At 73.3% G+C, this 25,893-nt stretch carries 25 protein-coding genes and 1 pseudogene; 15 read left to right on the top strand and 11 right to left on the bottom strand.

The window, feature by feature from the left end; genetic code table 11:
* Nucleotides 1-95: 95 nt before the first annotated feature.
* Genes tssM through N799_RS10655 form a run of 3 tightly spaced genes read left to right on the top strand, consistent with a single transcriptional unit; the run spans nucleotide 96 to nucleotide 5,696 of the window.
* On the top strand, nucleotides 96-3,866 hold the full coding sequence (gene tssM, locus N799_RS10665; protein ID WP_081974969.1) for a type VI secretion system membrane subunit TssM: 3,771 nt from the start codon (nucleotides 96-98) through the stop codon (nucleotides 3,864-3,866).
* Nucleotides 3,866-4,861: a type VI secretion system-associated protein TagF gene (gene tagF, locus N799_RS10660; RefSeq protein ID WP_052101468.1), complete on the top strand. Its 996-nt coding sequence runs from the start codon at nucleotides 3,866-3,868 to the stop codon at nucleotides 4,859-4,861. The genes tssM and tagF overlap by 1 nt, the downstream gene beginning before the upstream one ends.
* A gap of 1 nt (nucleotide 4,862) precedes the next feature.
* Nucleotides 4,863-5,696 carry an OmpA family protein gene (locus N799_RS10655; RefSeq protein ID WP_081974968.1) on the top strand — a complete coding sequence of 278 codons (834 nt, stop codon included), beginning with the start codon at nucleotides 4,863-4,865 and terminating at the stop codon, nucleotides 5,694-5,696.
* A gap of 16 nt (nucleotides 5,697-5,712) precedes the next feature.
* Here the strand turns inward: N799_RS10655 and xth are convergent, their stop codons facing one another.
* Complete coding sequence (xth, locus tag N799_RS10650) at nucleotides 5,713-6,486, bottom strand: exodeoxyribonuclease III (RefSeq protein WP_036212110.1); 774 nt, start codon at nucleotides 6,484-6,486, stop codon at nucleotides 5,713-5,715.
* A 65-nt stretch (nucleotides 6,487-6,551) separates the two neighbouring features.
* Here xth and N799_RS10645 point away from each other — a divergent pair, with 65 nt between their 5' ends.
* Nucleotides 6,552-7,088, top strand: a complete 537-nt coding sequence (locus tag N799_RS10645) for a gamma carbonic anhydrase family protein (RefSeq protein ID WP_036212108.1) — start codon at nucleotides 6,552-6,554, stop codon at nucleotides 7,086-7,088.
* Nucleotides 7,089-7,107: 19 nt separating this feature from the next.
* Here the strand turns inward: N799_RS10645 and N799_RS10640 are convergent, their stop codons facing one another.
* Together N799_RS10640 and aroE are read right to left on the bottom strand one after the other, a co-directional pair.
* On the bottom strand, nucleotides 7,108-7,395 hold the full coding sequence (locus tag N799_RS10640) for a YkgJ family cysteine cluster protein (RefSeq protein ID WP_052101467.1): 288 nt from the start codon (nucleotides 7,393-7,395) through the stop codon (nucleotides 7,108-7,110).
* A 2-nt stretch (nucleotides 7,396-7,397) separates the two neighbouring features.
* The gene (gene aroE, locus N799_RS10635) at nucleotides 7,398-8,246 is read right to left on the bottom strand and encodes a shikimate dehydrogenase (protein WP_036212106.1); all 849 of its coding nucleotides are present in this window, start codon (nucleotides 8,244-8,246) and stop codon (nucleotides 7,398-7,400) included.
* A gap of 44 nt (nucleotides 8,247-8,290) precedes the next feature.
* Between aroE and N799_RS10630 the strand changes: the two genes are divergently transcribed.
* Nucleotides 8,291-9,229 carry a TolB family protein gene (locus tag N799_RS10630; RefSeq protein ID WP_052101466.1) on the top strand — a complete coding sequence of 313 codons (939 nt, stop codon included), beginning with the start codon at nucleotides 8,291-8,293 and terminating at the stop codon, nucleotides 9,227-9,229.
* Here N799_RS10630 and hemB read toward each other — a convergent pair.
* From hemB to N799_RS10610, 4 genes are all read right to left on the bottom strand, one after another.
* Entirely contained in the window at nucleotides 9,187-10,182 is a 996-nt protein-coding gene (gene hemB / locus N799_RS10625; protein WP_036212104.1) for a porphobilinogen synthase, read from the bottom strand. The genes N799_RS10630 and hemB overlap by 43 nt on opposite strands.
* Nucleotides 10,183-10,219: 37 nt before the next feature.
* Nucleotides 10,220-10,468, bottom strand: a complete 249-nt coding sequence (locus N799_RS10620; protein WP_036212101.1) for a hypothetical protein — start codon at nucleotides 10,466-10,468, stop codon at nucleotides 10,220-10,222.
* Between the two features lie 65 nt (nucleotides 10,469-10,533).
* A complete protein-coding gene (locus tag N799_RS10615; RefSeq protein ID WP_036212099.1) occupies nucleotides 10,534-11,535 on the bottom strand; it encodes a chorismate transformation FkbO/Hyg5 family protein in 1,002 nt (333 codons plus the stop codon).
* Nucleotides 11,536-11,546: 11 nt separating this feature from the next.
* Entirely contained in the window at nucleotides 11,547-12,956 is a 1,410-nt protein-coding gene (locus N799_RS10610; RefSeq protein WP_081974967.1) for an NAD(P)/FAD-dependent oxidoreductase, read from the bottom strand.
* A 106-nt stretch (nucleotides 12,957-13,062) separates the two neighbouring features.
* Between N799_RS10610 and N799_RS10605 the strand changes: the two genes are divergently transcribed.
* The 9 genes from N799_RS10605 to N799_RS10565 all read left to right on the top strand — a co-directional run bounded on the left by N799_RS10605 (nucleotide 13,063) and on the right by N799_RS10565 (nucleotide 20,341).
* Nucleotides 13,063-13,332, top strand: coding sequence for a phosphopantetheine-binding protein (locus N799_RS10605; protein ID WP_036212096.1), 270 nt, complete (start codon nucleotides 13,063-13,065; stop codon nucleotides 13,330-13,332).
* A 15-nt stretch (nucleotides 13,333-13,347) separates the two neighbouring features.
* Complete coding sequence (locus N799_RS10600; RefSeq protein ID WP_203225051.1) at nucleotides 13,348-14,040, top strand: COG4648 family protein; 693 nt, start codon at nucleotides 13,348-13,350, stop codon at nucleotides 14,038-14,040.
* A gap of 69 nt (nucleotides 14,041-14,109) precedes the next feature.
* Complete coding sequence (locus N799_RS10595; protein ID WP_036212127.1) at nucleotides 14,110-14,442, top strand: ApeI family dehydratase; 333 nt, start codon at nucleotides 14,110-14,112, stop codon at nucleotides 14,440-14,442.
* Nucleotides 14,439-15,416 (top strand): lysophospholipid acyltransferase family protein, encoded by a 978-nt coding sequence (locus tag N799_RS10590; RefSeq protein ID WP_036212091.1) that lies wholly within the window; start codon nucleotides 14,439-14,441, stop codon nucleotides 15,414-15,416. The genes N799_RS10595 and N799_RS10590 overlap by 4 nt, the downstream gene beginning before the upstream one ends.
* Nucleotides 15,337-16,023, top strand: coding sequence for a LolA-related protein (locus N799_RS10585; protein ID WP_238978917.1), 687 nt, complete (start codon nucleotides 15,337-15,339; stop codon nucleotides 16,021-16,023). The genes N799_RS10590 and N799_RS10585 overlap by 80 nt, the downstream gene beginning before the upstream one ends.
* 5 nt (nucleotides 16,024-16,028) lie before the next feature.
* Nucleotides 16,029-18,374 (top strand): MMPL family transporter, encoded by a 2,346-nt coding sequence (locus N799_RS10580; RefSeq protein WP_152597907.1) that lies wholly within the window; start codon nucleotides 16,029-16,031, stop codon nucleotides 18,372-18,374.
* A gap of 26 nt (nucleotides 18,375-18,400) precedes the next feature.
* Nucleotides 18,401-18,859 carry a hotdog family protein gene (locus N799_RS10575; RefSeq protein ID WP_036212089.1) on the top strand — a complete coding sequence of 153 codons (459 nt, stop codon included), beginning with the start codon at nucleotides 18,401-18,403 and terminating at the stop codon, nucleotides 18,857-18,859.
* A gap of 134 nt (nucleotides 18,860-18,993) precedes the next feature.
* On the top strand, nucleotides 18,994-19,731 hold the full coding sequence (gene fabG / locus N799_RS10570; protein WP_036212086.1) for a 3-oxoacyl-ACP reductase FabG: 738 nt from the start codon (nucleotides 18,994-18,996) through the stop codon (nucleotides 19,729-19,731).
* Nucleotides 19,732-19,876: 145 nt separating this feature from the next.
* A complete protein-coding gene (locus N799_RS10565) occupies nucleotides 19,877-20,341 on the top strand; it encodes a hypothetical protein (RefSeq protein WP_036212083.1) in 465 nt (154 codons plus the stop codon).
* Between the two features lie 61 nt (nucleotides 20,342-20,402).
* Here N799_RS10565 and N799_RS10560 read toward each other — a convergent pair.
* The 4 genes and pseudogenes from N799_RS10560 to N799_RS10545 form a co-directional block, all read right to left on the bottom strand.
* Nucleotides 20,403-22,043: pseudogene (locus N799_RS10560) on the bottom strand (NAD(P)/FAD-dependent oxidoreductase); the annotation flags it as partial.
* A complete protein-coding gene (locus N799_RS10555) occupies nucleotides 22,040-22,861 on the bottom strand; it encodes a glycosyltransferase family 2 protein (RefSeq protein WP_036212080.1) in 822 nt (273 codons plus the stop codon). The pseudogene N799_RS10560 and the gene N799_RS10555, both read right to left, overlap by 4 nt.
* The gene (locus N799_RS10550; RefSeq protein WP_036212076.1) at nucleotides 22,854-23,666 is read right to left on the bottom strand and encodes a beta-ketoacyl synthase chain length factor; all 813 of its coding nucleotides are present in this window, start codon (nucleotides 23,664-23,666) and stop codon (nucleotides 22,854-22,856) included. Before N799_RS10550 ends, N799_RS10555 begins: the two co-directional genes overlap by 8 nt.
* Nucleotides 23,663-24,874 carry a beta-ketoacyl-[acyl-carrier-protein] synthase family protein gene (locus N799_RS10545; RefSeq protein ID WP_036212073.1) on the bottom strand — a complete coding sequence of 404 codons (1,212 nt, stop codon included), beginning with the start codon at nucleotides 24,872-24,874 and terminating at the stop codon, nucleotides 23,663-23,665. Before N799_RS10545 ends, N799_RS10550 begins: the two co-directional genes overlap by 4 nt.
* A 202-nt stretch (nucleotides 24,875-25,076) precedes the next feature.
* Between N799_RS10545 and N799_RS10540 the strand changes: the two genes are divergently transcribed.
* Nucleotides 25,077-25,832: a YdcF family protein gene (locus tag N799_RS10540; protein WP_036212119.1), complete on the top strand. Its 756-nt coding sequence runs from the start codon at nucleotides 25,077-25,079 to the stop codon at nucleotides 25,830-25,832.
* Nucleotides 25,833-25,893: the final 61 nt, after the last annotated feature.

Here is a 25,893-nt window from a genome sequence, read left to right as displayed (position 1 = left end):
CCCCCGACGCCCCCGCCCCCGACGCCCCCGGCACCGACGCCGATACCCGAACCCCGGCCGCCGCAACGGCCACCGCCTGACGACTGGATGCACCGATGAGCAGTTTCTGGATGAACCTCCGCTATTGGCTGACCGACTACCGGGTGCTCGCCGCGCTCGGCATCGCCGCCGCCGCCGCGGTCGCCTACTTCGGCGTCGACGGCCTGCTGGCCGCCGGCGGCTGGCTGCTGGTGGCCGTGCTGGTCGCCGCCGCGGTGTGGCTGCTGGTGGTGATCGCGCGCAAGGTCCGCGCCCGCCGCGCCGGCGAGCGGATCGACGAGATGGTCAACCGCCAGGCCGAGCACGCCGTCGCCAGCGCCCAGCCGGCCGCGCGCGCCGACGCCGAGCAGCTGCGCGAGCGCATGGCCGAGGCGGTCAAGGCGATCAAGTCGTCCAAGCTCGGCCAGACCCGCGGCAGCGCGGCGCTGTACGAGTTGCCGTGGTACGTGATCATCGGCAACCCGGCGGCCGGCAAGAGCACCGCGATCCTCAATTCCGGCCTGCGCTTCCCGTTCGAGGACAACCGCAGCAACGTCATCCACGGCCTCGGCGGCACCCGCAACTGCGACTGGTACTTCACCACCGAGGGCATCGTGCTCGACACCGCCGGGCGCTACTCGGTCAGCGCCGAGGACCGGCTGGAGTGGCTGACCTTCCTCGACCTGCTGAAGAAGAACCGCCCGCGTGCGCCGATCAACGGCATCATCATCGCCGCCTCGATCGCCGAGCTGTCCGGCAGCAAGCCGGAGTTCGCGATCGAGCTGGCCAAGAACCTGCGCCAGCGCGTGCAGGAGCTGACCGAGCGGCTGGAGGTGCACGCCCCGGTCTACGTGGTGTTCACCAAGGCCGACCTGATCAGCGGCTTCACCGACTTCTTCCGCAACCTCGACCCGTCCGAGCGCGAGAACGCCTGGGGCGCGACCCTGCCCTACGACGTCAGCGCCCAGACCGACGCGCTGGCCGCGTTCGACCACCACTTCGACATCCTGTCCGACGGCCTGCGCGAGATGGGACTGTCGCAGATGGCGATGGCGCGCGGCCGCGAGGTCGCGCCGGGGCTGCTGACGATGCCGATGGAGTTCGCCGGCATCAAGCCGGCGCTGCAGACCTTCATCGCCACCCTGTTCGAGGAGAACCCCTACCAGTTCAAGCCGGTGTTCCGCGGCTTCTACTTCACCAGCGCGCTGCAGGAAGGCGTCGCGGTGCAGCCGGCGTCGGAGCGCGTCAGCCGCCAGTTCGACCTGCCGCCGGGCCGCGGCGGCGAGGAGGCGGTGGCGCCGGCCGACAGCAGCCACTTCCTGCTCGGGCTGTTCCGCAAGGTGATCTTCGCCGACCGGCAACTGGTGCGGCAGTACTCCAGCCCCGGCCGCACCCGGCTGCGCTACGCCGCGTTCGGCGCCGCGGTGCTGGCGCTGGGCATCGCCCTGACCGGCTGGACCTGGTCGTACACCGGCAACCGCCAACTGGTCGCCGACGTGCGCGCCGACCTCGACAAGGCGATCGCCCTGCAGGAAGGCAAGGTCGACCTGCAGTCGCGGGTCGAGGCATTGCTGGTGCTGCAGGACCGCCTCGGCCAGCTGGAGCGCTACCGCGACGACCACCCGCTCAGCCTCGGTCTGGGCCTGTACCAGGGCGAGGCGATCGAGGCGACGCTGCGCCGCGAGTACTTCCACGGCATGCGCCAGCTGATGCTGGATCCGACCACGACGCGGATCGAGGACTACCTCGGCAAGGTCGTCGCCAGCGCCGGCGAGCTGCGGCCGCCGCGGGTTGGCGCGCCGGCCGACGGGCAGGGCGATGGGCAGGCCGATGACGGCGCCGACGCGACCGCCGGCACCGGCCAGCTCTACCGCGACGCCTCGCCGACCGACACCCAGGACGCCTACAACGCGCTCAAGACCTATCTGATGCTGGCCGACGGCTCGAAGGTCGAGGCCACCCATTTGGGCGACCAGCTGACCCGCTTCTGGCGCGGCTGGCTGGAGGCCAACCGCGGCGCGATGCCGCGCGAGGACATGCTGCGTGCGGCCGGCCGGCTGATGACGTTCTACGTCGCCCAGGCCGGGCACCCGGACTGGCCGGAGGTCGAGAACCGCTACAGCCTGGTCGACGACAGCCGCCAGGCCCTGCGCGCGGTGATGAAGGGCACCCCGGCGCGCGACCGCGTGTACGCGCAGATCAAGGCGCGCGCGGCGACGCGGTTCAGCCCGGTGTCCGTCGCCAGCCTGCTCGGCGAGGACGGCGGCGACCTGCTGACCGGCAGCCACCAGATCCCCGGCACCTTCACCCGCGAGGCGTGGGAGGAGTACGTCGAGGACGCGATCGCCGAGGCCGCCACCACCGAGCTGAGCAGCACCGACTGGGTGCTGGAGGCGACCGTCCAGAACGACCTGACCCTCGCCGGCAGCCCGCAGCACATCGCCCAGGAGCTGACCGCCCTGTACAAGGCCGAATACGCGCGCGAATGGCGCAAGCTGCTGCTCGGCGTCGGACTGGCGCGGTTCGAGGACTTCGCCGACGCGGTGGCACGCATGAACCGCCTCGGCGACCCGGCCGCCTCGCCGCTGCGCGCGCTGCTGGAGGAGGTCAACCGGCAGACCGTGTGGGACAACCCGGCCGCCGCCAGCGCGGTCGCCGACGCCGCCCGCGGCGGCTTCGTGGCCTGGTTCAACCGGGTGATCATGCGCCGCAACCCGACGTCGGTGGCGGTCGAGGTGGACCCCGGGACCGGCGCCAAAGCCCCGGCCGCGGCCGGCCCGATCGGCCAGGAGTTCGCCGGCCTGGCGCGGTTGCTGGCCACCCACGAGGGCAACCCGCCGCTGCTGGACCAGTACTTCGAGGCGCTCGGCAAGGTCCGTACCCGCTTCAACGCGATCAAGACCCAGGGCGACCCGGGCCCGGGCACCCGCCAGCTGATGCAGCAGACTTTCGACGGCGAGGGCTCCGAACTGGCGGCCGCGCTGCGGCTGGTCGATGAACAGATGCTCAACGGCCTCGCCCAGGACCAGCGCGACGCCCTGCGCCCGCTGCTGCTGCGGCCGCTGATGCAGGGCTTCTCCGCGCTGGTGCCGCCGACCGAGGCCGAGATCAACCGGACCTGGGCGGCCCAGGTGCACAAGCCGTTCGCCGAGGGCATCGGCCAGCGCTACCCGTACTCGCCGAACGCGACGGTGGAGGCGGCGCCGTCGGACATCGAGCGGATGTTCGGCCCGCAGGGCGCGATCGCCAAGTTCGGCGAGGACGCGCTGGGTTCGCTGGTGATCCGCCGCGGCAACACGCTGACCGCGCGCCAGTGGGCCGACATCGGCATCAACCTGCGGCCGGAACTGGTTGCCAACTACGGCCGCTGGGTCGGTGCCAGCGCCGCCGGCGACGGCCCGACGATGGTGATCGAGATCCTGCCGCTGGCGGCGCGCGGTCGCGAATACACGGTCACCATCGACGGCCAGCAGCTGCGTTACCGCAACACGCCGCCTCAGTGGCACACCTTCCAGTTGCCCGGCCAGGGCGTGCCGGGGGTGCGGATCGCGGCGGTGACCGGCGACGGCCGGGGGATCGACGTGTTCAACGAGCCCGGCGACCAGGCGATGGCGCGGATGTTCGAGGCCGCGCGCAAGCAGAGCCTCGGCAAGAACCATTACCGGCTGGCGTGGGAACGCGACGGCGCCGAGGTCGAGGTGGAGCTGCGGATCGTCAGCGTGGTGCAGCCCAACAGCGACGGCAACGACGCGCTCGGGCTGCAACTGCCGGCGCTGGTGGCCGGCGCGACGCCGGCGGTGCCGGGCGGCGCGTCGACCGCCACCGCCGCACCGGCGGAGGCGCCCTGATGGTCGCGGTCGACACCGGCCGGCCGCTGGGCTGCTTCGGCAAGCTGCCCAGCCGCGGCGACTTCGTCCGCACGCCCGACCAGCACGGCCTGATGGCGACGCTGGACCGCTGGGCCGGCGGCGGCATCGAGCTGCTGGCGCGCTCGCCGGACTGGAAGCGGCTGTACGACAGCGCCCGGCCGCTGCACTTCGCCTTCCTCGGCTCGCGCAGCCGGGTCGCGATCGGCGGCCACTTCGTCCCCAGCCACGATGCGTCCGAGCGCCGCTTCCCGTTCCTGGCCGCGACCCGGATCGAGCTGACCGAGCCGCTGGCCTTCATCGGCCGCAGCCCGCTGGCGCTGTCGCGGCTGTGGTCCGGGCTGGCCCGCCACGGCCGCGAGGCGGTCGCCGCCGAGGACGCCGGCGAGGTGCTGCGCGCGCTGGCCGAGGCGCGCATCCAGGCCAGCGCCGACCCGCACGACTACGACGCGCCGTTCGACGACTTCATCGACCTGCAGGACATCGGCATGCTGCAGGGCCTGTTGCGCCAGTCCGGTCATCCGCAGCTGCAGCTGCGCTGGGTGCTGCCTGCGCTGGGCCTGCTGATGCAGCCGCTGATCGCCGGCGGCAGCGGCCGGATCGACAAGGCGCTGTCGCTGCCGCTGCCGGCCGACGCGCTGTACCGGCCGCTGGTGGCGGCGTTGTGGCTGGACCTGCTGGCCGGCTTCCTCGGCCGCGCCGACTTCGAGCTGGTGCTGTTCATCCGTGACGGCGACGACACTGGCGGGCCGCAACTGGTGGTCGGCTTCAATGGCGCCGACCCGCGCACGCTGCATGCGGTGCTGGACCCGCAGGTGGCCGACGAGCACGTGATCCGGGTCGACGACGCCGAGTGGGTCGAGGACCAGGTCGACGGCGACTACGCGCTCAACCGGCTGGTCAGCTTCGTCGCCCGCGACGACCTCTCGCTGCGCCAGGCGCGCAGGACCTTCAACGAAACCTTCCTCGGTACCTGACATGCGCGTCGTTTCCTGCCCGCGGTTCACCTCCGTCCCGTCCCTGTTGCCGCGCCCCTGGTACGGCCTGTTGCTGGCATTGCTGCTGGCACCGGCGGTGTCCGCCCAGGTCGCCGCCCCCGCGTCGGCCGCGACCCGCGCCGACCAGCCGGTGATCGCCGCCGGCACCGTCCCCGACGAGGCCACCCGCGCCGCGGTGCTGGCCCGCCTGCGCGAGCTGTACGGCGCCGGGCGCGTGGTCGACCGGATCGAGGTCGGCACGGTGATGGCGCCGCCCAACTGGGGCGAGCGCGTGGTCGCGATGCTCGGGCCGGACCTGCAGCAGGTCCGCCGCGGCGAGCTGGTGGTCGATGGCAGCAGCGTGCGCATCAGCGGCGAGGTCGCCAACGAGGCCGAGCGCCAGCAGCTCGCCAGCACCCTGGCCACCGCCGCCGGCCCCAACTACCTCGTCCGCAACGCCCTGCGCGGCGGCGGCAACCGCCAGCAGCAGCTGCTCGACCAGGCGCTGGCCGACCGCATCATCGAGTTCCAGAGCGGCAGCGCGACCCTGACCCCCGCCGGCCGAGCGATCCTCGACGAGATGGCGGTGGCGATGAAGCAGGTCGGCGACCAGCAGGTGCAGGTGATCGGCCACACCGACGACGTCGGCCAGCGCGAGGCCAACGTCGCGCTGAGCCTGCAGCGCGCGATCGCGGTCAAGGCCTACCTGGAAAGTGTCGGCGTCGCGCCCGACAACCTCGGCGTGCAGGGTTTCGGCCCCGACCGGCCGGTGGCCGACAACACGACCGCCGAGGGCCGCGCGCGCAACCGGCGGATCGAGTTCCGGGTGCTGTGACCCGGCCTGGCCGCGGCTAGATCGCGGCCAGCTGCACCCAGGCCGGCGCGTGGTCGCTCGGCCGCTCCCAGGTGCGCGGCTCGCGGTCGATCCCCGCCGCCACCGCCACCGGCCGCAGCGCGTCCGACACCAGGGTCAGGTCGATCCGCAGCCCGAGGTTGCGGCGGAACGCGGCCTGCCGGTAATCCCACCAGCTGAACTCGCCGGCGCCGTCGTGATGCAGCCGGTAGGCGTCGTGCAGGCCGAGGTCGAGCAGCCGCCGCAGCGCGTCGCGCTCGGGCGTCGAGGTCAGGATGTGGTGCTCGTTCCAGCGTACCGGGTCGTGCACGTCGCGCTCGTCCGGGGCGATGTTGAAGTCGCCCAGCACCACCAGCCGCGGGTGCGCCTGCAGCTCGGCGGCGAGCCAGCCGTGCACCGCCTCCAGCCAGCGCAGTTTGTAGGCGTACTTGTCGGTGCCGACGTCCTGGCCGTTGACCACGTACAGGTTGACCACGCGCACGTCGCCGACGGTCGCCGCGATCACCCGCTTCTGCTCGTCGCCGAAGCCGGGGATGCCCATCTGCACGTCGGTCGCCGGCTCGCGCGAGAGGATCGCCACGCCGTTGTAGGTCTTCTGCCCGGTGAACACGCTGCGGTAGCCGAGCGCGGCCAGCGCGTCGTCGGGGAAGCGCATGTCGTCGAGCTTGGTCTCCTGCAGCCCGACCACCTCCGGCGCCGCGGCCCGCAGCCACTGCTCCAGGTGCGGCAGGCGGACGTTGAGGGAGTTCACGTTCCAGCTGGCGATTTTCATGCCCCGCAGTCTAGCCGGGCGCCGCCGCGCCCGCCCGGACTGCACCGGCCCGCTAGAATGCGCGCATGAGCATCCGACCCTTTCTCGACCACCTCCCCGCGCTCGGCGAGCGTGTGTACGTCGACCCGGCGGCGACCGTCATCGGCCGCGTCACCCTCGGCGACGACGTCTCGATCTGGCCCGGCTGCGTGGTCCGCGGCGACGTCAACTCGATCGAGATCGGCGCGCGCACCAACATCCAGGACGGCACCATCGTCCACGTCACCCACGAGGGGCCATTCACCCGACCGGGCGGGTTCCCGACGGTGATCGGCAGCGACGTCACGGTCGGCCACGGCGCGATCGTGCACGCCTGCCGGATCGGCGACTTCGCCCTGATCGGGATGGGCTCGACCGTGCTCGATGGCGCGGTGGTGGAGGCGTTCGGCTTCGTCGGTGCCGGCGCGGTGGTGCCGCCGGGCAAGACCGTCGGCGAGGGCGAGCTGTGGCTCGGCAACCCGGCGCGGTTCGTGCGCAGGCTCGGCGAGCGGGAGATCGAGCAGCTGCGCTACAGCGCCGGCCACTACATGCGGCTGAAGGACCAGTACCTGTCGATGGGCTGACGCGCGCCGCCGGGTCGTCCTACGGGTTACGCGGCGCCGCCGTGTCGGATGGCGAGGGCCGGGTGGCTTCCTCCAGCGCGGCCAGCATCGCCAGCGCCTGCGCGCGACTGCTTCCGCACATGTCCGGGCCCGGTCGCAGCGAGGCGCAGAAGGCCGGCCGCTCGGGGCGGCCGAACAGCCGGCAGCGCATCCGCTCGTCCAGTTGCACGCAAGGCACGCCGGCCGGCTTGCCGGCGGGCATGCCGGGGATCGGCGAGGTGATCGACGGCGCCGTGCAGCAGGCGCCGCACAGCGCGCGGCACTCCATCGTCAGCCGGCGGTCGCCATCGATGACTCGCGCGCGCGCAATTCGTCGTAGACCGCGTCGCCGTCGGGTCGCACGCCGTGCCAGACGAGGAAGCTTTCGGCGGCCTGCTCGACCAGCATGCCGAGGCCGTCGATCACGTGGTCGGCGCCGGACGCCCGCGCCCACGACAGGAACGGGATCGCCGCCTCGCCGTAGCCGAGGTCGACCACGTCGCAACGTGGCGCGATCAGCGAGCCCGGCAGCACCAGCTCGCCGCGGCTGGTCCGTGCGATCGAAGTCGCGTTGATGATCAGGTCGAACGAACCGATCGCGCCGAGGTCGTTGAAGTAGCGCGGGTGCACCCGCCGCGGCTCGCCCAGCGCGTCGGCCAGCGCGTCGCTGCGGGTGTCGGTGCGGTTGACGATGAACAGGTCGGCGATGCCGGCGTCCAGCAGCGCCGGGGCGACGCCCTGGGCCGCGCCGCCGGCGCCCAGCAGCAGCACCTTGCGGCCGCGCAGGTCCTGGCCGTGGCGGCTGGTGAGGTCGCGCACCAGGCCGACGCCGTCGGTGTTGTCGCCGTCCCAGCCGGTGGCGGTGCGCACCAGCGTGTTGACCACGCCGGCGCGGCGCGCGCGCTCGGTCAGGTGGCCGCAGATGCCGGCCGCGCGCTGCTTGTGCGGCAGGGTGACGTTGGCGCCGACGCCGCCCTCGGCCGCGAACGCCGCCAGCGCCGCGTCGAAGTTCTCCCGCGGCGCGTCGATCGCGCCGTACTCCAGCGCGATGCCCGCCTGCTTGCCGAAGCGCGCATGGATGAGGGGGGACAGCGAATGTGAGACCGGGTGGCCGATCACGGCGTAGCGTGGAGAGGACATGGCAATCTCGCTTGTTCCGGGACTGATATGCAGGGAGACGCACGATGCAGCAGCGCACGGCCCTTGTCGGGGCCAGTCTACTCGCGGGGCTGTTAACCGCCGGCAGCGCCGCGGCGTGGCTGTCGGAGTACGGCATCGAGGGCATGCACGTGGTGTCGACGAAGGCCGTCGAGGTCCGCGCCAGCGTCAGCCCCGACGGCCAGCGGATCGTCTGGGGCAGCACCGACCGCGAGGGCGGCCGCGGTGGCTGGGACCTGTGGCAGGCCCGGCTGGTCGACGGCCGCTGGCAGGACCCGCAGCCGTTGGCGCTCAACAGCCGCGACAACGACTTCGACCCGATGTTCAGCACCGATGGCCGCTGGCTGTACTTCTTCTCCAACCGCCGCGGCGGCGAGGGCGGCGACGACCTGTACCGTGCCGCGGTCGAACCCGGTGGTTTCGGCAAACCGGCCAACCTCGGGCCGGGGGTCAACACCGCCGGTGACGAGTGGGCGCCGACCCCGTCGGCCGACGGCGCGCACCTGCTGTTTGCCAGCGACGGCCACGGCGGGGCCGGCGGCCACGACCTGTTCGTCGCCCGCCACGACGGCGACGCCTTCGTCGATCCGCGCCCGCTGGCCGGGGTCAACACCGCCGCCGACGAGTTCGACGGCGCCTGGCTCGGCGCCGGCCGCTCGCTGGTGTTCGCGCGCTCGGACGACCCGGCGACGGCGCCTGTGCGCCTGCACGTCGCCCACTGCGACGGCAGCCGCTACGGCCGCGAGGCGCCGCTGAAGCTGTCGTTCAACACCGCCGAGGCCACCACGCTCGGCCCGGTGGTCGACTGGAACAAGCCGGGCGAGCTGCTGGTCACCGGCGTGGCCCGGGCGCCGCGCGCCGGCGGCCTGGACATCTACCGGATGAAGGCACCGGCGGCCGACGGCGAGGCGGGTTGCGTCGCTCAGCCGTCCTCGCGCAGCCAGCCGGCGGCGTCGAGCGCGTAGTACGTCAGCACGCCGTCGGCCCCGGCGCGCTTCATGCTGGTGAGCGCCTCCAGCGCGCAGGCGCGCTCGTCGAGCCAGCCGTTGAGCGCGGCGGCCTTGAGCATCGCGTACTCGCCGCTGACCTGGTAGACGAAGGTCGGCACGCCGAATTCGTCCTTCACCCGGCGCACGATGTCGAGGTAGGGCAGGCCGGGCTTGACCATCACCATGTCGGCGCCCTCGTCGAGGTCGAGCGCGACCTCGTGCAGGGCCTCGTCGCTGTTGGCCGGGTCCATCTGGTAGGTCTTCTTGTCGGCCTTGCCGAGCGCCGTGGCCGAGCCGACCGCGTCGCGGAACGGACCGTAGAAGGCGCTGGCGTACTTCGCGCTGTAGGCGAGGATGCGGGTGTGGACGTGGCCCGCGTCTTCCAGCTCGCCGCGGATCGCGCCGATCCGGCCGTCCATCATGTCGCTCGGTGCGACCACGTCGGCGCCGGCGCGGGCGTGGCTCAGGGCCTGCCGTACCAGCGCGTCGACGGTGCGGTCGTTCATCACGTAGCCGCTGTCGTCGAGCAGGCCGTCCTGGCCGTGGCTGGTGTAGGGGTCGAGTGCGACGTCGGTGATCACGCCCAGTTGCGGGAAGCGCTGCTTGAGCGCCCGCACCGCGCGCTGGCACAGGCCGTCCTCGTCCCAGGCGGCGGCGGCGTCGAGCGACTTGGCCTCCGGCGCGGTGACCGGGAACAGCGCGAGCGCCGGCACCCGCAGCTCGCTGGCCTGCTCGGCGACTTTCAGCAGCTCGTCGATCGACAGCCGCTCGACGCCGGGCATCGACGGCACCGGCACGCGGCCGGCGGGCTCGTGGACGAATACCGGGTAGATCAGGTCGTTGGCGGTGAGGACGGTCTCGCGCATCAGGCGGCGCGAGAAGTCGTCGCGGCGCATCCGCCGCGGGCGGGTGTGGGGGTGGCTGCTCATGGGCGCGATTCTACGCCCGCGCGCCGCGTGCCCCGGCCTAGATGATCCCGCCGCCGAGGCTCAGGCGGACGATGCCGACGATGATGACGATGCCGTTGAGCACCAGCCCGGCCTTGGCGCGGCCGCGCTTCTCCGGGCTGGTCAGGGCGATGCCGATCGCCGCGATCACCGCGCCGATGGCGGCGAACGGGATCAGGAACCAGTTGCCCCAGCCCAGCAGCGGGATCAGCGCGACCACCATCCAGATCATCGCGACCACGCCCCACAACAGGCTGATCAGTCCCATGTCACTTCTCCGTACGGCGTGGTCGATGGGCGAATGGTCGCCCGGGCGGGACAATCGCGCACGGCTCAAAGGTCATGCACGCCGTCGATCTCGATCCGCAGCTCGCGCCGGCAGATCGCCGCGTGCAGCACGATCCGCGGCACCGCCGGGTCCAGCCGGTCGGCCAGCAGCTGCTCGACGTGGGCGAGCTCGGCCGCGTCGCGGACGTAGACCTTGAGCCGCGAACCCGGCCCGAACCGGGTCGGCAGCGACGGCCGGCGCGCGTGGGCGGTCGCCAGCAGGCTGTCGAAGTTGGCCAGGGTCTCGTCGAGCTGGGTTTCGACCGAATCGGCGTGGCGCGACTCGTGGCCGACGATCGCGGCGGTGCCCGACAGCAGCAGCGGCATCGCGCTGCCGGGCGGCGGCAGCAGGGCGCGGGCGAAGCTCGGCGACTGCGGCCCGTACTGGCGCGGGTAGCGGTAGGCGCTGAGCTGGCGCGGGTTCTCCAGCGGCGTGCCGGGCGCCTTCGCGGCCAGCCAGTACACCTGCAGCCGGCGCCGGCCGTCGAGCCGGCCGATCGCGGTCGCCGCCGGCAGCCGGGTCGGCTCGAAGCCGCCCAGCCCGGCGGCGCGGCCGACGCAGAAGCGGCGGTAGCGCTCGTCGTCGTCGCGGCCCTCGGTGATGCCGTCGAGGTAGTTCCAGATCCGCAGCAGGTGCGGGTAACCGCTGGTATCGATGAAGCCGAGCATGCGCCGGTAGGCCTCGGCCGCCGCCGCGCCGATATCGTCGTCGCCGGCGGCGATCGCCGGCTCGTCGATCTCGATCGCGCCGAACTGCAGCCGGCCATCCGATGCCCAGGCCACGTCGCCGTCGCGGCCGTGGCGGACCGGGCCGACGCCACGCCAGACCTCCAGCGGCGCCGTACCGTGCGGCTGCAGGCCGACCTGCAGATAGCGCGGGTCGTCGCTGCGCGGCGCGGCGTCGCCGAAGCCGAACACCGCGAGCACGTCGGGCTCGCGCAGCAGCGTGGCGAGGCCGGTGTCGAGATAGTCGACCTGCAGCCGCGGCGTCGCGGCGGCGTTGTCCAACGGCGCGGTACTCAACGCACGGCCTCGGCGTCGCCGGGTTCGAAACCGCGGGTGCCGGTGCCTGCGCGCGGCGCCGCGGGCGGGTCGGCCTGCAGGGTGTCGCCGCCGAAGGCCACCGCCGGCTGCCGCTTCCGCTCGCGCCATGCGCGCCAGGCCTGCGGCGCCGTCTTCAGCGTGCCAAACGCGTAGATCAGCCGGAACAGCCGCAGCCGCCAGCGCACCGCCGGCGCGTCGAACACGTCGCCGGCCAGCATCGAGATCACCGCCTGCTCGACCTGCAGTACGTTGCGCGGGCGCGAGAACAGCGACTTCATCGTGGGCGAGGTGAAGCGGTAGATGAACCATTTTAACTCGTCGAGGCCGCGGCTGAGCCTCTTCTCCAGCGCCGCCATCAGCGCCGCCTCGCGGGCCGGCTCGCGCAGCAGCGTGTCGACCGCGCCCGCGCCGAGCTCGGCGCTGTTCATCGCCAGGAACACGCCGGAGGAGAACATCGGGTCGACGAACGTCCACGCATCGCCCAGCAGCATCCAGCCCGGGCCGCTCATGCGGCTGCAGTCGTAGGCGTAGTTGCCGGTCGCGTGCACCGGCGCGACGCGCTTGGCGCCGCGCATGCGTTCGGCCGCGGCCGGCACCGACTCCAGCGTCTGCTGCAGGAACGCCTCGCTGTCGCCGCGGCGCTGCTTGAGGTACTCCGGCGTGCACACCGCGCCGACGCTGGTGACGCCGTCGCGCAGCGGGATCAGCCACAGCCAGCCGTGCTCGTGTCGGATGATGCTGACGTTGCCGGCGTCGTCGCCGGGCCGGCGCTCGACCCCGGTGTAGTGGCTGAACAGCGCCGCCGAAGCGTGCCGCGGGTTGCGCCGCTTGAGCCCGAGCCGGCCGCCGAGGAAGGCGTCGCGGCCGCTGGCGTCGACCAGGTAGCGCGGCCGGAACCGCAGCGTGCCGTGCTCGCCGCGGGCGTGCACCAGCGTCGCGCCGTCGTCCAGCTCGACCCGCTCCACCCGCACGTTGTCGCGTGCGTCGACGCCTTCGCCGCGGGCGTGCTCGAACAGCAGCTGGTCGAACTCGGCGCGCTTGACGTGGAACGCGTAGCCCGGGCTGTCGCCAAGCGCGCGCTTGAACGGGAAGCCGTTGTAGCTGCCGTCGTCGACCGGGAAGTCGGCGCCGAGCTTGAGCACGCCGATCCCTCGCACCTGTTCGAGCACGCCGAGGCGTTCGAGGATCGGCATGTTCATCGGCAGCAGCGACTCGCCGATGTGGAAGCGCGGGTGCCGGTCCTTTTCCAGCATCGTGACCTGCCAGCCCTTGCGCGCGAGCAGGGTGGCGATGGTGGACCCTGCCGGGCCGCCGCCGATGACGAGCACGTCGGGATGCGCGATGGAGTCGGCGGAAGCGGTTGCGGCGGGGTCGGGCACGGTCATGCGCGGCATGATACTTGGCGCCCGCCGCGGCGCGGCCGCCGGTTGCGCCGGGCCGGCCGATCGCGGATCGTTGCCGCCATCGTCACCACCACACTGGAAGCACCCGATGTCCGCACAGAGCCCCGCCGAGCACGAACTGGCGCAACTGCTGGTCGAGAGCCTGAACCTGGAGGGCGTGCAACCCGAGGGGATCGACCCGGAGGCGCCGCTGTTCGGTGACGGGCTCGGGCTGGATTCGATCGACGCGCTCGAGCTGGCGCTGGCGATCAGCAAGAAGTACGGCTTCCAGCTGCGATCGGACAGCGACGAGAACCGCCGCATCTTCGCGTCGCTGCGCGCGCTGTCGGCGCACATCGAACAGCACCGGGCCGGCTGACCGCCCGGCCCGCCGGTGACCCCGCTCGTCGCGCTGCGGCTGCTGCTCGCGATCGCCTATCCGCTGCTGGCGCACTGGGCCAGCACCGATGGCGGCGGCACGGTCGCGCTGCTGGCGCTGGCCGACCTTGCGCTGATCGTCCTGCTGGCCCCGCTGGCGCGGCCGCGCGCATGGGCGTGGCTGCTGCTGGCGGCGCTGCTGGCGGGGTTGTGGGTTGTGCGCGACAGCCCGGTGCCGGCGCTGCTGCTGCTGGCCCCGCCGATGGTGTTCACCGCGCTGCTGGCATGGTGGTTCGGCCGCAGCCTCGGCGGTGGCCGGGTGCCGCTGATCAGCCGGATTGTCTCCGGACTGGAGGGCTGCGAACCGGCGGCGCTGCGGCCCGACCTCAAGGCCTACACGCGCCGGCTGACGCTGCTGTGGTCGCTGCTGCTGGCGGGTCTGGCGCTGGCCAACGGCGTGCTGGCGCTGGTCGCGGTGCCCGACGGGCTGCTGGTGCGGATGGGCCATCCGCCGCTGGTGACGGTGCCGCAGGAAGCCTGGTCGTGGTTCGCCAACCTGCTCAACTACGGGATCGTCGGCGGCTTCTTCATCGGCGAGTACGTGTACCGCAAGCGGCGCTTCCCGGACCGGCCGTACCGCGACTTCCCGGATTTCCTGCGCCGCATGGCCGGGCTCGGGCCGGCGTTCTGGCGGACCCTGTTCGACTGAGCCCGGGTCGCGGCCGCGCGGCTGTCTTATCCTTGCGGCCCCGAAAGCCTCGCGTGCGCCGCCGTGTCCCTGTCGTTCACCATCCCCGCCGACCATCCGAGCCTGCCCGGGCACTTCCCCGGCCGCCCGCTGGTGCCCGGCGTTGTGGTGCTGGACCGCGTGCTGGAGGCGATCGAGTCGCGCCATGGCGCGCTGCCGGCGGGCCTGCGGCTGCCGCAGGTGAAGTTCCTGCAGCCGCTGCTGCCGGGCGAGGCGGCGCGGGTCGAGCTGGACGTGGTCGAGCCGGTCGCGGCCGGAGCGGTTGCGGCCGACACGCCGTCGCGCTGGCGCTTCCGGGTGCTGCGCGGCGATGTCTTGCTGGCCAGTGGCGAGGTGGTCGCCGGCCACGGGGCGACGCCGTGAGCGCCGACTGGAAGCAGCGCCCCGAGGGCGGCGGCTGGTTCGCGATCTGGCTGATCCGCAGCATCGCCCGCTACGGCGGCCGCGCCGTCGCCCGGCTGCTGCTGTACCCGATCACGCTGTATTTCCTGCTGGTGCGCGGCCCCGAGCGCGCCGCCTCGCGCGACTACCTGCGACGCGTGCTGGGGCGGCCGGCGGGGCTGTCCGATGTCGCCCGCCATATCCACGCGTTCGCCGCGACCATCCTCGACCGGGTGTTCATGCTCAGCGGCCAGATGGAGCGGTTCGACGTCGGCATCGACGGGCTGGAGGCGCTGCACGCGCAGATGGACCGCGGCCGTGGCGTGCTGATGTTCGGCTCGCACCTGGGCAGTTTCGAGGTGCTGCGGGTGCTGGCCCGGCGCCGCCCCGACATCACCGTGCGGGTGGTGCTCGACAAGTCCCACAACCCGGCGATGACCCAGCTGCTGGACGCGCTCAACCCCGAGATCGCGCGCACCGTGATCGACGCCGGCCAGGACGGCCCGTCGATCGTGATGGCGATCCGCGAGGCGACCGAGGCTGGCGCGCTGGTCGCGCTGCTGGTCGACCGCACCCACCCGGGCCAGCCGTCGCAGCCGGCGAACTTCCTCGGCGGGACCGCGCGCTTCCCGGTGGCGCCGTGGCTGATCGCCTCGGTGCTGAAGGTGCCGGTGGTGCTGGCGTTCGGCCTGTACCGCGGCGGGCGTCGCTACGACCTCGCGTTCGAGGTGTTCAGCGAGGGCATCGAGATGCCGCGGCCGCAGCGCGCGGCGATGCTGGCCGAGCTGGTCCAGCGCTACGCCACGCGGTTGGCGCACCATGCACGCAGCGCGCCGTACAACTGGTTCAACTTCTACGACTTCTGGCAGACCGACCATGCGAACGAGCACGACCACGACCGCTTGCCTGCTGGTGTTGCTGGCCGCGACCGGCTCGCGCCCCGCCGCGGCGGCTGAACAGGCCGGCGCGGCGGCCACCGGCGACCCGGTCACCACCGGCTGGATCCTCGAGCGGCTGGCTCGGCCGGCGCCGATGCGGACCAACTTCGTCGAACTGCGCGAGTCGCGCCTGCTCAAGCACCCGCTGCGGCTGAGCGGCGAGTACCGCCGGCCCGAGGACGACGTGCTGGTGCGCGAGGTGCGCGCGCCGTACGCCGAGACCACCACGATCCGTGCCGGTGCCGCCACCATCGCCCGCGACGGCAAGTCGCCGCGCACCGTCCCGCTGTCGCGCGCGCCCGAGCTGGCCGGCCTGCAGGCGAGTTTCGGCGCGCTGCTGTCGGGTGACCGCGAGCAACTGGAGAGCCACTACACCGCCAGCAGCGACGGCACCCGCCAGGACTGGGTGCTGACCCTGGTGCCGCGCCAGGCCGCGCTGGCCGGGAAGGTCCGCGACATCACCCTGCACGGCCGCGGCGCCGAACTGCGCTGCATCGAGACCCGCAGCCCCGGCGAGGCCGATCCGCAGCGCACCCTGCTGGCCAGCGCCGCGACCGCGGCGGCGGAGATCGCCGACGCCAGCCGCTTCGTCGCGATCTGCCACGGCGCGGACGCGGCCGACTGATGGCGATGCCCGGTTCGCCCCCGGCGCGACGGCTCGGTCTCGCGCTGGCCTGGCTTGCGCTGCTGTTGCTGGCCGGCTGGCTGGTCGCGCCGCGACTGCAGCTCAGCGGCGACCTGCGCAAGTTCATGCCGGAGGCGCGCACGCCGGCGCAGAAATTGCTGATCGACGAGCTCGGCGAGGGCCCCGGCTCACGCCTGCTGCTGTTGGCGCTGTCGGGCGACACGCCGGAAACGCTGGCCGCGCAATCCGCCGCGCTGCGCGACGCGCTCGCCGGCGACCCGCGTTTCGTGCTGGTCGCCAACGGCGGCGCCGCCGGACTCGACGCAATTCCCGAGAACCTGCGGCCGTACCGCTACCTGCTGTCGCCGACGCTTGATCGCCAGCCGCTCGATGCCGCCTACCTCGACGCCCAGCTGCAGGCGCGCGTGCAGGACCTCGGCTCGCCGGTGGCGGCGCTGGTCGAGCCGCTGCTGCCGGCCGACCCGACGCTGGAGACGCTGGCGCTGGCCGAGAGCTGGCAGCCGGCCGACGCCCCGCAGACCCTGCACGGCGTCTGGTTCGACGACGCCGGCGAGCAGGCACTGCTGGCGGTGCAGACCCGCGCCGCCGGCTTCGACCCGGCCGGCCAGGAAGAGGCCGTCGCGGCGATCCGGGCCGCGTTCGACGACCTCCGCGGCGACAGCGACGCGCGGCTGGAGATGACCGGGCCGGGTGCGTTCTCGGTCGAGGTCGGTGGGCGCACCGCGCGCGAGGCCAGTCGCGTCGGCAGCCTCGACACGCTGGTGTTCGTGCTGCTGCTGGCGCTGGCCTACCGCAGCTGGAAGGCGCCGCTGCTGGGCGCGCTGCCGCTGGCCAGCGGCGGCCTCGCCGGGCTGGCGGCGGTCGCGCTGGGCTTCGATGGCGTGCATGGCATCACCGTCGCGTTCGGTTTCACCCTGATCGGCGTCGCCCAGGACTACCCGATCCATCTGTTCAGCCACCAGCGGCCGGGGCTGTCGCCGTGGGCCAGCGCGCGCGCGCTGTGGCCGACGCTCGGCACCGGTGTGGCGGCGACCTGCATCGCCTACCTGACCTTCCTCGTGTCGGGCGTCGAAGGACTGGAGCAACTGGCGGTGTTCACCGTGGTTGGGCTCGGCGTGGCCGCGCTGGCCACGCGCTTCCTGCTGCCGGGGCTGATCGACCCGGCCCCGCGCGACGTCGCCGACATCGGCTGGCTCGGCCGCGCATGGACCCGGCGCGCGCGCTGGCCGCACCTCGGCCTCGCCGGCGGATTGGCGGTGGCGCTGGTGGCCGGCGCGGTCGCGTGGTTCGCGCCCGACCCGTTCTGGCAGAACGATCTGTCGAAGCTGACCCCGGTGCCGGCCGCCGCGCTGGCGCGCGACGCACAACTGCGGGCCGAGCTCGGCGCGCCCGACGTGCGTTACCTGGTCGCGCTGCGCGGCGACGATGCCGAAGCCGCGCTGCAGGCCGCCGAGCGCCTGCAGCCGACGCTGGAACAGCTTCGCGCCGATGGTGCAATCACCGGCTTCGACCACGCCGCCCGCTACCTGCCGAGCGCGGCGACCCAGCGCGCGCGGCAGGCGCGGCTGCCGGACGCGCGGACGCTGCGCGCCGACCTCGCCGAAGCGGTCGCGGCCAGCCCGTTCCGGGACGACGTGTTCGCGCCGTTCCTGGCCGACGTCGCCGCCGCCCGCGAGACCGATCCGCTGACCGTCGACGACCTCGCCGGCACGCCGCTGGCGGCGCGTGTCGACGGCCTGCTGCTGCGCGGCGACTCCGACGCGACCGCGCTGGTCGCGCTGGGCGGGATCGCCGACCCGGCCGCGGTCGCGCGCGTGGTCGAGGGGGCCGGCGCGCAACTGCTCGACCTCAAGCAGGCGTCCGAATCGCTGGTCGCCGAATACCGCGGGCGCGTGCTGTGGGCGCTGGCGCTGGCCGCGCTGCTGCTGGCGGCGACGGTGTGGGTCGCGCTGCGCTCGCCGGCGCGGGTGCTGCGCGTGCTCGCGCCGATGCTACTGACCACAGTGCTGGTGCTGGCGGTGCTGCGCGCCGGCGGGGTCGAGCTCAACCTGTTCCATCTGGTCGCGCTGATCCTCGGCGCCGGCCTCGGGCTCGACTACGCGCTGTTCTTCGACCACGCCGGCGACGGCCGCGCCGAACAGCTGCGCGCGCTGCACGCGATCATCGTCTGCAGCCTGACCACGCTGCTGGTGTTCTCGCTGCTGGCGGCGTCGAGCATCCCGGTGCTGCGCGCGATCGGCGGCACGGTGGCGCTGGGTGTGCTGTTCAACTTCGTGCTGGCGCTGCTGATCGTGCCGCGACCGCTGGCAACCGGGGCGGAAGCCGCATGAGCACCAGTGGCCGCGACATAACTGCCATGCACGGCGACGCGCCTATCGACCGCGCGCGCATCGCCGCGCTGATCCCGCACCAGGGCGACATGTGCCTGTGGGACGAGGTGCTGGCGTGGGACGCGCAGACGATCCGCCTGCGCGCGATGCGCCATCGCGACCCGGCCCACCCGCTGCGCAGTGGCGGTCGCCTGCGCGCGGTGCACCTGTGCGAGTACGGCGCACAGGCGATGGCGGTGCACGGCGGGCTGCTGGCCGCGGCCGGCGGTGGCTGCGCCGCGCCCGGCGTGCTGGTCGCGCTGCGCGGGGTGCAGCTGCGTCGCGCGCGGATCGACGACCTGCCCGGCGACCTGGTGTGCGAGGCGCGGCAACTCGTCGCCTCGGCGGCCAGCCAGCAGTACGGGTTCCGCATCACGCACGCCGGCGAACTGCTGGCCGAAGGCCGCGCCGCGGTGGTGCTGCAGCCGCAGGCCGACGTTCCGTAGGATCGGTGGCATCGGTTCCGTGGTTCGTTCCGGCCGCCTCATCGCAGGCGCGTCGCCGGGCTTCGGATGCCGCTCCGCGGTCGCGACTCGCGTCGCTCCTACAATGGGCGCCGACGACCGACGGAGCCCCGCCCATGACCAGCCCTTCCGCCCAGCGCCGTGCCCTCGTCACCGGTGGCAGCGGCGATCTCGGCGGCGCGATCTGCCGGCGCCTGGCCGCCGACGGCCTGCACGTGATCGTCCATGCCAACGCCAACCTCGCGCGCGCGCAGGAAGTGGTCGCGGCGATCCACCACGAGGGCGGCAGCGCCGAGGCGGTGGCGTTCGACGTCGCCGACGGCGAGGCCACCGCCGCCGCGATCGAGGCACTGCTGGCCGACGGCCCGGTGCAGGTGCTGGTCAACAACGCCGGCATCCACGCCGACGCGCCGCTGGCGGGCATGAGCGACGCGCAGTGGAAGCGGGTGGTCGACGTGTCGCTGCACGGCTTCTTCCACGTCACCCGGCCGCTGCTGTTGCCGATGGCGCGCACGCGCTGGGGGCGGATCGTCAGCGTGTCGTCGGTGGCGGCGGTGCTCGGCAACCGCGGGCAGGCCAACTACGCCGCGGCCAAGGCGGCCCTGCACGGCGCCAGCAAGTCGCTCGCGCGCGAGATGGCCAGCCGCGGCATCAGCGTGAACGTGGTCGCGCCGGGCGTGGTCGCCGGACGCATGGCCGCCGAAGCCTTCCCGCCCGAACAGATCAAGCAGATGGTGCCGGCCGGCCGCGCCGGCACGCCGGACGAGGTCGCCGCGCTGGTCGCCTTCCTGTGCGGCGACGAGGCCGGCTACATCAACGGCCAGGTGATCGGCATCAACGGCGGGATGGGGTAGCGGCACAGGTAGTCGCCGGTACCGACGGATCCGCGTGCGCCGTCGTTGTTGCGAACCACGATGTGACATTCACCCGCCGCTGTGACGGGCGGAGCGATACTCGCGCCGATTGCCCCGACGTCCTAGCCGTTACCACGGAGCCACCATGCAGACCAGAACCGTATTGCTCGCCGTTGCGCTGGTACTGGCCGCCAGCGGCTGCGCCAGCACCTCGAAGGTGATGCTCGGCCCGGCCCGGCCGGCGGTCGCGCCGGAGCAGGTGCGCGTGTACTTCTCGGCGCCGCCGGGGCGCTACGAGGAGATCGCGATGCTGGAGACCTCCAGTGGCGGGTTCACCTATGGCGCGCAGAACAAGATGGACGAGGTGATCGGCAAGCTGCGGGTCGCCGCGGCCGAACTGGGCGCCAACGGCGTGCTGTTCGAGGGCTCCGCGCAGGGGCCGGGTGGCAGCAACGTCGGGATCGGCGTCGGCGGCGGACGCTTCGGCGGCAGCAGCCACCTCGGTGGCGGCGTCGGGGTCAGCATCAGCCCGAGCCGGACCCACGCGCGCGGCGTCGCGGTGTACGTGTTCGACCCGCCGCCGATGGGTGCGCAGCCGCCGGTGGAATGAGGGAGGCGCGGTCCTGAATGTCGCGGGCGATGGCGGCGTCGTGGGCGGGCGTGTCTGACGGAGCGGTGTGCGCGTACCACTCGGGTGCAAGCAGCGGTTCCGCAGATTCCGGCACTTCGTCGAGCAGCGCGGCCAGGCCGTGGTCGCCGATCGCGGGGTGGGCGACGCGGGCGTGGGCCAGCTGTTCGGCCGCCAGCTGCGCCATCAGGGTGACGTTCGCGGCGAGCTTCGCGACCAGCGCGTCGTCGTCCAGTTCGTCGGCGAGGGCGCGGTTGAGTTCGTGGAACCAGCCGATCCGGTACTGGTCGAGGTTGCGTCCGTCCAACGGCCCGGCGTCGTCGCGGCCGGCGGCGGCGTTGCGCTCGCCCCACTCGCGCAGCAGCGGCTGCATCGCCGCGTTGAGCGTCTCGGCGCGGGCGAAGACCGGACGCAGGCGGCCCAGCAGCGGCAGCGCGGTCAGCCGCCCGCCGAAGTACAGCGGCGCCAGCAGCGCCCAGTAGAACGTGTAGTCCCAGATCACCTTCAGCGGCATCACCGCGGCGTCGCCGAACAGCGCGTACTGGCCGCGGAACAGGCTCAGGGTGTTGTCGTAGAACGAGAAGTACAGCTGCTGGTAGATCGCCGCGTGCGGCGCCAGCGGCTCGCCGGCGCGGTCGCGCGCGACGAGGTCGCAGACGTAGCCGTTGCTGATCGCGATGAAGTCGCTGCCGGGCGAGTAGAACGGGTCGAGGAACAGCCCGGCCTCGCCGGTCAGCGCCCAGCGGTCGGCCGAGAACACCTGCCGGCAACCGTAGGAGAAGTCGCGCAGGAAGCGGAAGTCGCGCAGCGCGTGGCTGCCGTCGTCCAGCGCCGCGGCGACGCGCGGCTGGTGCGTGCGCAGCCAGTCCATCGCCTTGTCGTGGGTGTTCATCGTCTCCAGCGGATGCGCCGCCGGGTCACAGACGATGCCGAGCGAATGCGCGCCCGAGGCCAGCGGGATCAGCCACAGCCAGTAGCCCGGGCCGCACATGTGGCTGGTCGAGCGCCAGCGGTCGGGCGGGTCGCAGCGCTGCCGCCAGTCGCTGTCGTCCGACCAGCCGTTGGGGTCGAGGCGGCCGTCGACCCGCCACCACACCGCGTTGACGTCGTGGTCGTTGGCCTGCGCCAGCCCGAGCTTGCGCTTGAGTACGCCGGCGCGGCCGCTGGCATCGACCAGCCAGCGCGCGCGCAGTTCGCCGGTCTCGCCGTCGTGCCCGAAGCGCAGCGTGTGGGCCTCGTCGCCGGTGCCGATGTCGATGCCGCGCACGGCCGTGCCGTCGCGGAAGTCGACGCCGAGCGCGCGCGCGTGTTCGCCGAGGAAGTTCTCGAAGCGGCCGCGGTCGATCTGCCACGACGGCGTCGGCAGCAGTGCGCTGACGCCGATCTCGGTGCAGCGGTCGATCCCGTCGCGGCCCTCGCTGAAGAAGAAGCGGAAGCCGAACTTGCGGATCTGTCCGGCGTCGAGGTGCTCGCGCAGGCCGAGCACGTGGGCGAAGTAGTGGCCGCCGATCTCGACCGTCGATTCGCCGACCTTGAACGCCGCCTCGCACACCGGGTGGGTGTTGCGCTCGATTACCACCACGCGCAGGCCCGGGTCCTGCCGCCGCAACTGGATCGCGAGGCTGAGCCCGGCCAGGCCGCCGCCCAGGATCGCGACATCGGCGTCGGCCCGGGCCGCGCTCATCGGCTGCCGGCCGCCTGCTGCACCACCGGCGCACTGGCGAACTCGCCGCTGGGGTCGTCGATCAGCGCCGGGTTGGCGCGGATGCTGCGGTACTGCGCCGCGATGCCGCCGCGGGCGAGCACGCCGCGCACGACGTGGCCGGTGATGCGGCTGAAGTCGCGCAGCGGCTTGAAATGGCTGGCACGGAACTCCTCGTCGGTATGCACGCAGGCGTAGCGCGACTCGATCGGCACCGACACGCAGCGGGTGCCGAGCTGCTGCGCGGCCGAGATCAGGATCTGCGCTTCGAACACGAAGTCCTCGCCGGGTACGTCGCCCAGCGCGGCGACCTCGGCCGGGTACAGGCGCTGGCCGCTCTGGGTATCGGCGATCCGGTAGCCGGTGCCCCAGGCGATGCCCCAGTCGCCGAACGCGTTGGCCAGGCGGCGGTAACGCGGTTGCTGCGAGCGCTTGCGCAGGCGCGCGCCGATCACGATGTGGCCGGGGTGGCGGTTGGCGGCGTCGAGCAGGCGGGGGATGTCGCTGGCCTGGTGCTGGCCGTCGCCGTCCATCGTCAGCACGCCGCGGAAGCCGCGCCGCAGCGCCTCGGCAAAACCGTCGCGCAGGCTGGCGCCCTTGCCGTGGCGGTGCGGGTGGCGCAGCAACACCACCGGCAGGTCGGCGATCCGCGCCACGGTGTCGTCGTCGGAGCCGTCGTCGATCACGATCACGTTGTCGCACTCGGCCAGCGCGCCTTCGACCACGCCGCGGATGCGCAGCGACTCGTTGAGCGCGGGGATCACCACCGCGATGTTGTTGCGATGCAGCCGATCAGCCATGCATGAGCTCCGGATGGGTGAGCGCGAGCCGCAGGGTCCGTCCCGGGCCGGCATTGAGTCGCGCCACGGGCAGGCCGCCAGCGAGCGCGTCGAACAGCGGCAGCATCGGCGACATCGCGTTATCCGGCGTGAAGCGGGCGAGCGCGCCGCGGCTGTCTGTGATGTCGCCGTCAGCACCGTCGTCGCCCAGCGTGGCCTGCAGCGTGGGCAGGTCGTTGCGCACGCCGCGCGACAGCAGCAGCGCCGCGCCGAGCAGTCCTTCGCTGCGCGACACCCGCGCCAGCGGCCCGGTCGAGGTGCCGTCGTAGCCGACCAGCAACACCGCCTCGGCCCCGGTGGCGAGTTGTGCCAGCGCCTCCACCAGCCCCTGCGCGAAGCTCGCGTCGAACGCGCTGATCGCGGTGGCGCCGTGCATCGCGCCGGTACCGATGGTCCAGTAACCGGCCGCGGCGTTGTGCACCGAGTTGTGGAAGCGCGTTGGCGACACCGCCTGCGGCTGGCTGGCCAGCGTGCTGCACATGTAGTCGGTGATCGCCAGCTCGCCATGGGTGGAGGCGAACACCGACGGCAGCGTAGCCGGGTCGCGGCCGGCGGCCTCGCAGGCGGCCAGCGCGACGTCCAGTGCGACCGCGACGGTTTCCGGCGCGCGGCGGCGCTCGTTCGGCGCGAGCAGTTGCGGCGACGGGCGCGGCGGCGCGGACTCCGGCCGCGTGCCGTCGGCGACGAACGCGCGCGCATCCGTCCATGACGGCAGCCCGCGGGTCCAGAAGCCGACGCCTTCGATGGTGGCGGCGAGCGCGCTCATGCAGCCCTCCCGAACACCAGCGAGCAGTTGTTGCCGCCGAAGCCGAACGAGTTGTTCATCGCGAATCCGACGTCCGCCGCGGCGTTGTCGAAGCGGATCTGCGGGCCGCAGGCGGGGTCGGGCACCGCGCTGCCGAGGATGCCCGGCAGGGTGCCGCGCTGCAGCGCCAGCAGCGCGATCACCGATTCGACGATGCCGGCCGCGCCGAGGGTGTGGCCGGTCCAGCCCTTGGTCGAGCTGGCATGCAGCGACGCCGGGAACAGCGACGCCACCGCCGCCGCCTCGACGCTGTCGTTGGCCGGCGTAGCGGTGCCGTGCAGGTTGAGGTAGCCGACCGCGTCCGCGTCGATGCCGGCGCGCGCGAGCGCATCGCGCATCGCCAGCCGCGCGCCGAGGCCTTCGGGGTGCGGGGTCGACATGTGGTGGGCGTCACTGGACTCGCCGTAACCGCGCAGCTGCAGGCCGGTGTCGCTGTCGCCGGCGCGCTCGACCAGCGCGTAGCCGCCGGCCTCGCCGAGCGACAGGCCGTCGCGGCCGGCGTCGAACGGCCGGCAGGGTTCGGCGGAGACCAGCTGCAGCGAATTGAAGCCGTACAGCACGCTGCCGCAGAGGGTGTCGACGCCGCCGACCAGCGCCGCGTCGGCCAGCCCGGCCTCGATCAGCCGCGCGGCCTGGGCGAACACCTTGGCGCTCGACGAGCACGCGGTGGCGACGGTGGCGCACGGCCCGCGCAGGCCGGTCGCGTGCTGCACGAAGTCGCCGGTGGCGTGCACCGTGTGGACGATCGGTCGGGCGATGTCGGCGGCGAACGCCTGCACGCCGTCGATGCCGTCGGCGAGGCGGGTGTAGGCCTCCTCGGTCTCGCCGATCGAGGAGGTCGAGGTGCCGATGACCACCGCGACGCGTTCGGCGCCGTGGCGCGCGGCCGCGCCGGCGATCGCCTCCGGCAGGCCGTCCTGCTGCAGCGCCAACCAGGCCAGGCGGTTGTTGCGGCAGTCCCAGCGCTCCAGCGCCGCCGGCAGGGCCACATCCTCGACGCCGTCGACCCGGCCGATCCAGCACGGCAGCGGCGCACCGTCCTCGCCGACCGGGCCGAAATCGTTGCGGCGCAGGCCGCTGCGGCGTTCCACCAGCGCCCGATGCTGCGCCTCCACCCCGCGGCCCAGCGCGGTGGTCGCGGTGAACGCGCGGATCGCGAGCGGGGCCATGGCCGACGACGGCGGCGGCGGGAGCGACGGGGGGGCTGCGGGCACGCGGAACTTCCTGTATCGACGGAGACGCCGCGCGGTGGCGGCAGCGGCCGGTCCGGTGCGGACCGGCGACGAGTATGCCAGCGCCGCTTGCCTGAACAGGTCGCCCGACCCGTAGACTGCGCCTTCCGCGGCCCGCCGCGTGTGCCTGTACGCCGCCGTGCCGTCCCGCCCGAGATCCCGCGCCGCCCATGTCCTCGCCCTCGTCGGCGACCGCGACGTCTGGCATTCGGCCGCCGTCGCCGGTGCCGCCTGCGTGCTGACCGCCGGGCTGGTCTACGTCGGCTACTTCGTCCACGTGCTGCGCGTCGCGCGCAAGGCGCCATGCGTGCCCGAGCGCGGCGAGTGCGTGCTGGTGTTCGGCAAGCACGCCCCGGCCGGGCGGCTCGACCACGATTTCGAAGCCCGGCTCGACCGCGCGGTGTCGCTGTGGCGCGAACGCCCGCCGGCCAGCGTGGTGCTGCTCGGCGGTGGCGCCTCCGGTGAGCCGACCGAGGCCGAACTGGCACGACAGGGGTTGCTCGCCCGCGGGCTGGCGGCCGATGCGCCGCTGCGGCTGGAGGCGCAGTCGCGCGACACGATGGAGAACCTGCGCAACGCACGCGTGCTGCTCGGCGTCGGCACGGCCACCGTCGCCGCCGGCGCGGCGGTGCCCGTGTCGTCGTCGCCGCAACTTGTCGCCGCGCCGCTGCGCGTCACCCTGCTCAGCAGCCGCTACCACCTCGCGCGCTGTGCCCTGTTCGCGCGCCAGCTCGGCTTCGACGCGGAGCTGTGCGCCGCCGAGCCGCGGCTGGAGCTGCGCCCGCGCACGCTGCTGCGGATCGCCGGCGAGGCCGCCTACGTCTGCTGGAGCGACCTCGGCACCCGCTGGGCGCGGCTGACCCGCAACCACCGCATGCTGTCGCGGGTGACGTAAGGTTGACCCCTCGTGCCGCCGGCAGCGGTGGCGCCCGGCCACAACGACTCGGGGGAACCGC

Source organism: Lysobacter arseniciresistens ZS79 (assembly GCF_000768335.1).
Taxonomy (GTDB): domain Bacteria; phylum Pseudomonadota; class Gammaproteobacteria; order Xanthomonadales; family Xanthomonadaceae; genus Novilysobacter; species Novilysobacter arseniciresistens.
This window is presented reverse-complemented; position numbering and strand designations above follow the sequence as displayed.

Coding starts and splice junctions, on each gene's coding strand:
- N799_RS10620 (WP_036212101.1), bottom strand. CDS start 10,468: ATGGGACTGATCAGCCTGTTGTGGGGCGTGGTCGCGATGATCTGGATG.
- N799_RS10630 (WP_052101466.1), top strand. CDS start 8,291: ATGCAGCAGCGCACGGCCCTTGTCGGGGCCAGTCTACTCGCGGGGCTG.
- N799_RS10655 (WP_081974968.1), top strand. CDS start 4,863: ATGCGCGTCGTTTCCTGCCCGCGGTTCACCTCCGTCCCGTCCCTGTTG.
- N799_RS10610 (WP_081974967.1), bottom strand. CDS start 12,956: ATGACCGTGCCCGACCCCGCCGCAACCGCTTCCGCCGACTCCATCGCG.
- N799_RS10545 (WP_036212073.1), bottom strand. CDS start 24,874: ATGGCCCCGCTCGCGATCCGCGCGTTCACCGCGACCACCGCGCTGGGC.
- N799_RS10640 (WP_052101467.1), bottom strand. CDS start 7,395: ATGGAGTGCCGCGCGCTGTGCGGCGCCTGCTGCACGGCGCCGTCGATC.
- tssM (WP_081974969.1), top strand. CDS start 96: ATGAGCAGTTTCTGGATGAACCTCCGCTATTGGCTGACCGACTACCGG.
- aroE (WP_036212106.1), bottom strand. CDS start 8,246: ATGTCCTCTCCACGCTACGCCGTGATCGGCCACCCGGTCTCACATTCG.
- N799_RS10565 (WP_036212083.1), top strand. CDS start 19,877: ATGCAGACCAGAACCGTATTGCTCGCCGTTGCGCTGGTACTGGCCGCC.
- N799_RS10555 (WP_036212080.1), bottom strand. CDS start 22,861: ATGGCTGATCGGCTGCATCGCAACAACATCGCGGTGGTGATCCCCGCG.
- hemB (WP_036212104.1), bottom strand. CDS start 10,182: ATGAGCAGCCACCCCCACACCCGCCCGCGGCGGATGCGCCGCGACGAC.
- N799_RS10645 (WP_036212108.1), top strand. CDS start 6,552: ATGAGCATCCGACCCTTTCTCGACCACCTCCCCGCGCTCGGCGAGCGT.
- N799_RS10585 (WP_238978917.1), top strand. CDS start 15,337: ATGCGAACGAGCACGACCACGACCGCTTGCCTGCTGGTGTTGCTGGCC.
- tagF (WP_052101468.1), top strand. CDS start 3,866: ATGGTCGCGGTCGACACCGGCCGGCCGCTGGGCTGCTTCGGCAAGCTG.
- N799_RS10580 (WP_152597907.1), top strand. CDS start 16,029: ATGCCCGGTTCGCCCCCGGCGCGACGGCTCGGTCTCGCGCTGGCCTGG.
- xth (WP_036212110.1), bottom strand. CDS start 6,486: ATGAAAATCGCCAGCTGGAACGTGAACTCCCTCAACGTCCGCCTGCCG.
- N799_RS10550 (WP_036212076.1), bottom strand. CDS start 23,666: ATGAGCGCGCTCGCCGCCACCATCGAAGGCGTCGGCTTCTGGACCCGC.
- N799_RS10575 (WP_036212089.1), top strand. CDS start 18,401: ATGCACGGCGACGCGCCTATCGACCGCGCGCGCATCGCCGCGCTGATC.
- fabG (WP_036212086.1), top strand. CDS start 18,994: ATGACCAGCCCTTCCGCCCAGCGCCGTGCCCTCGTCACCGGTGGCAGC.
- N799_RS10605 (WP_036212096.1), top strand. CDS start 13,063: ATGTCCGCACAGAGCCCCGCCGAGCACGAACTGGCGCAACTGCTGGTC.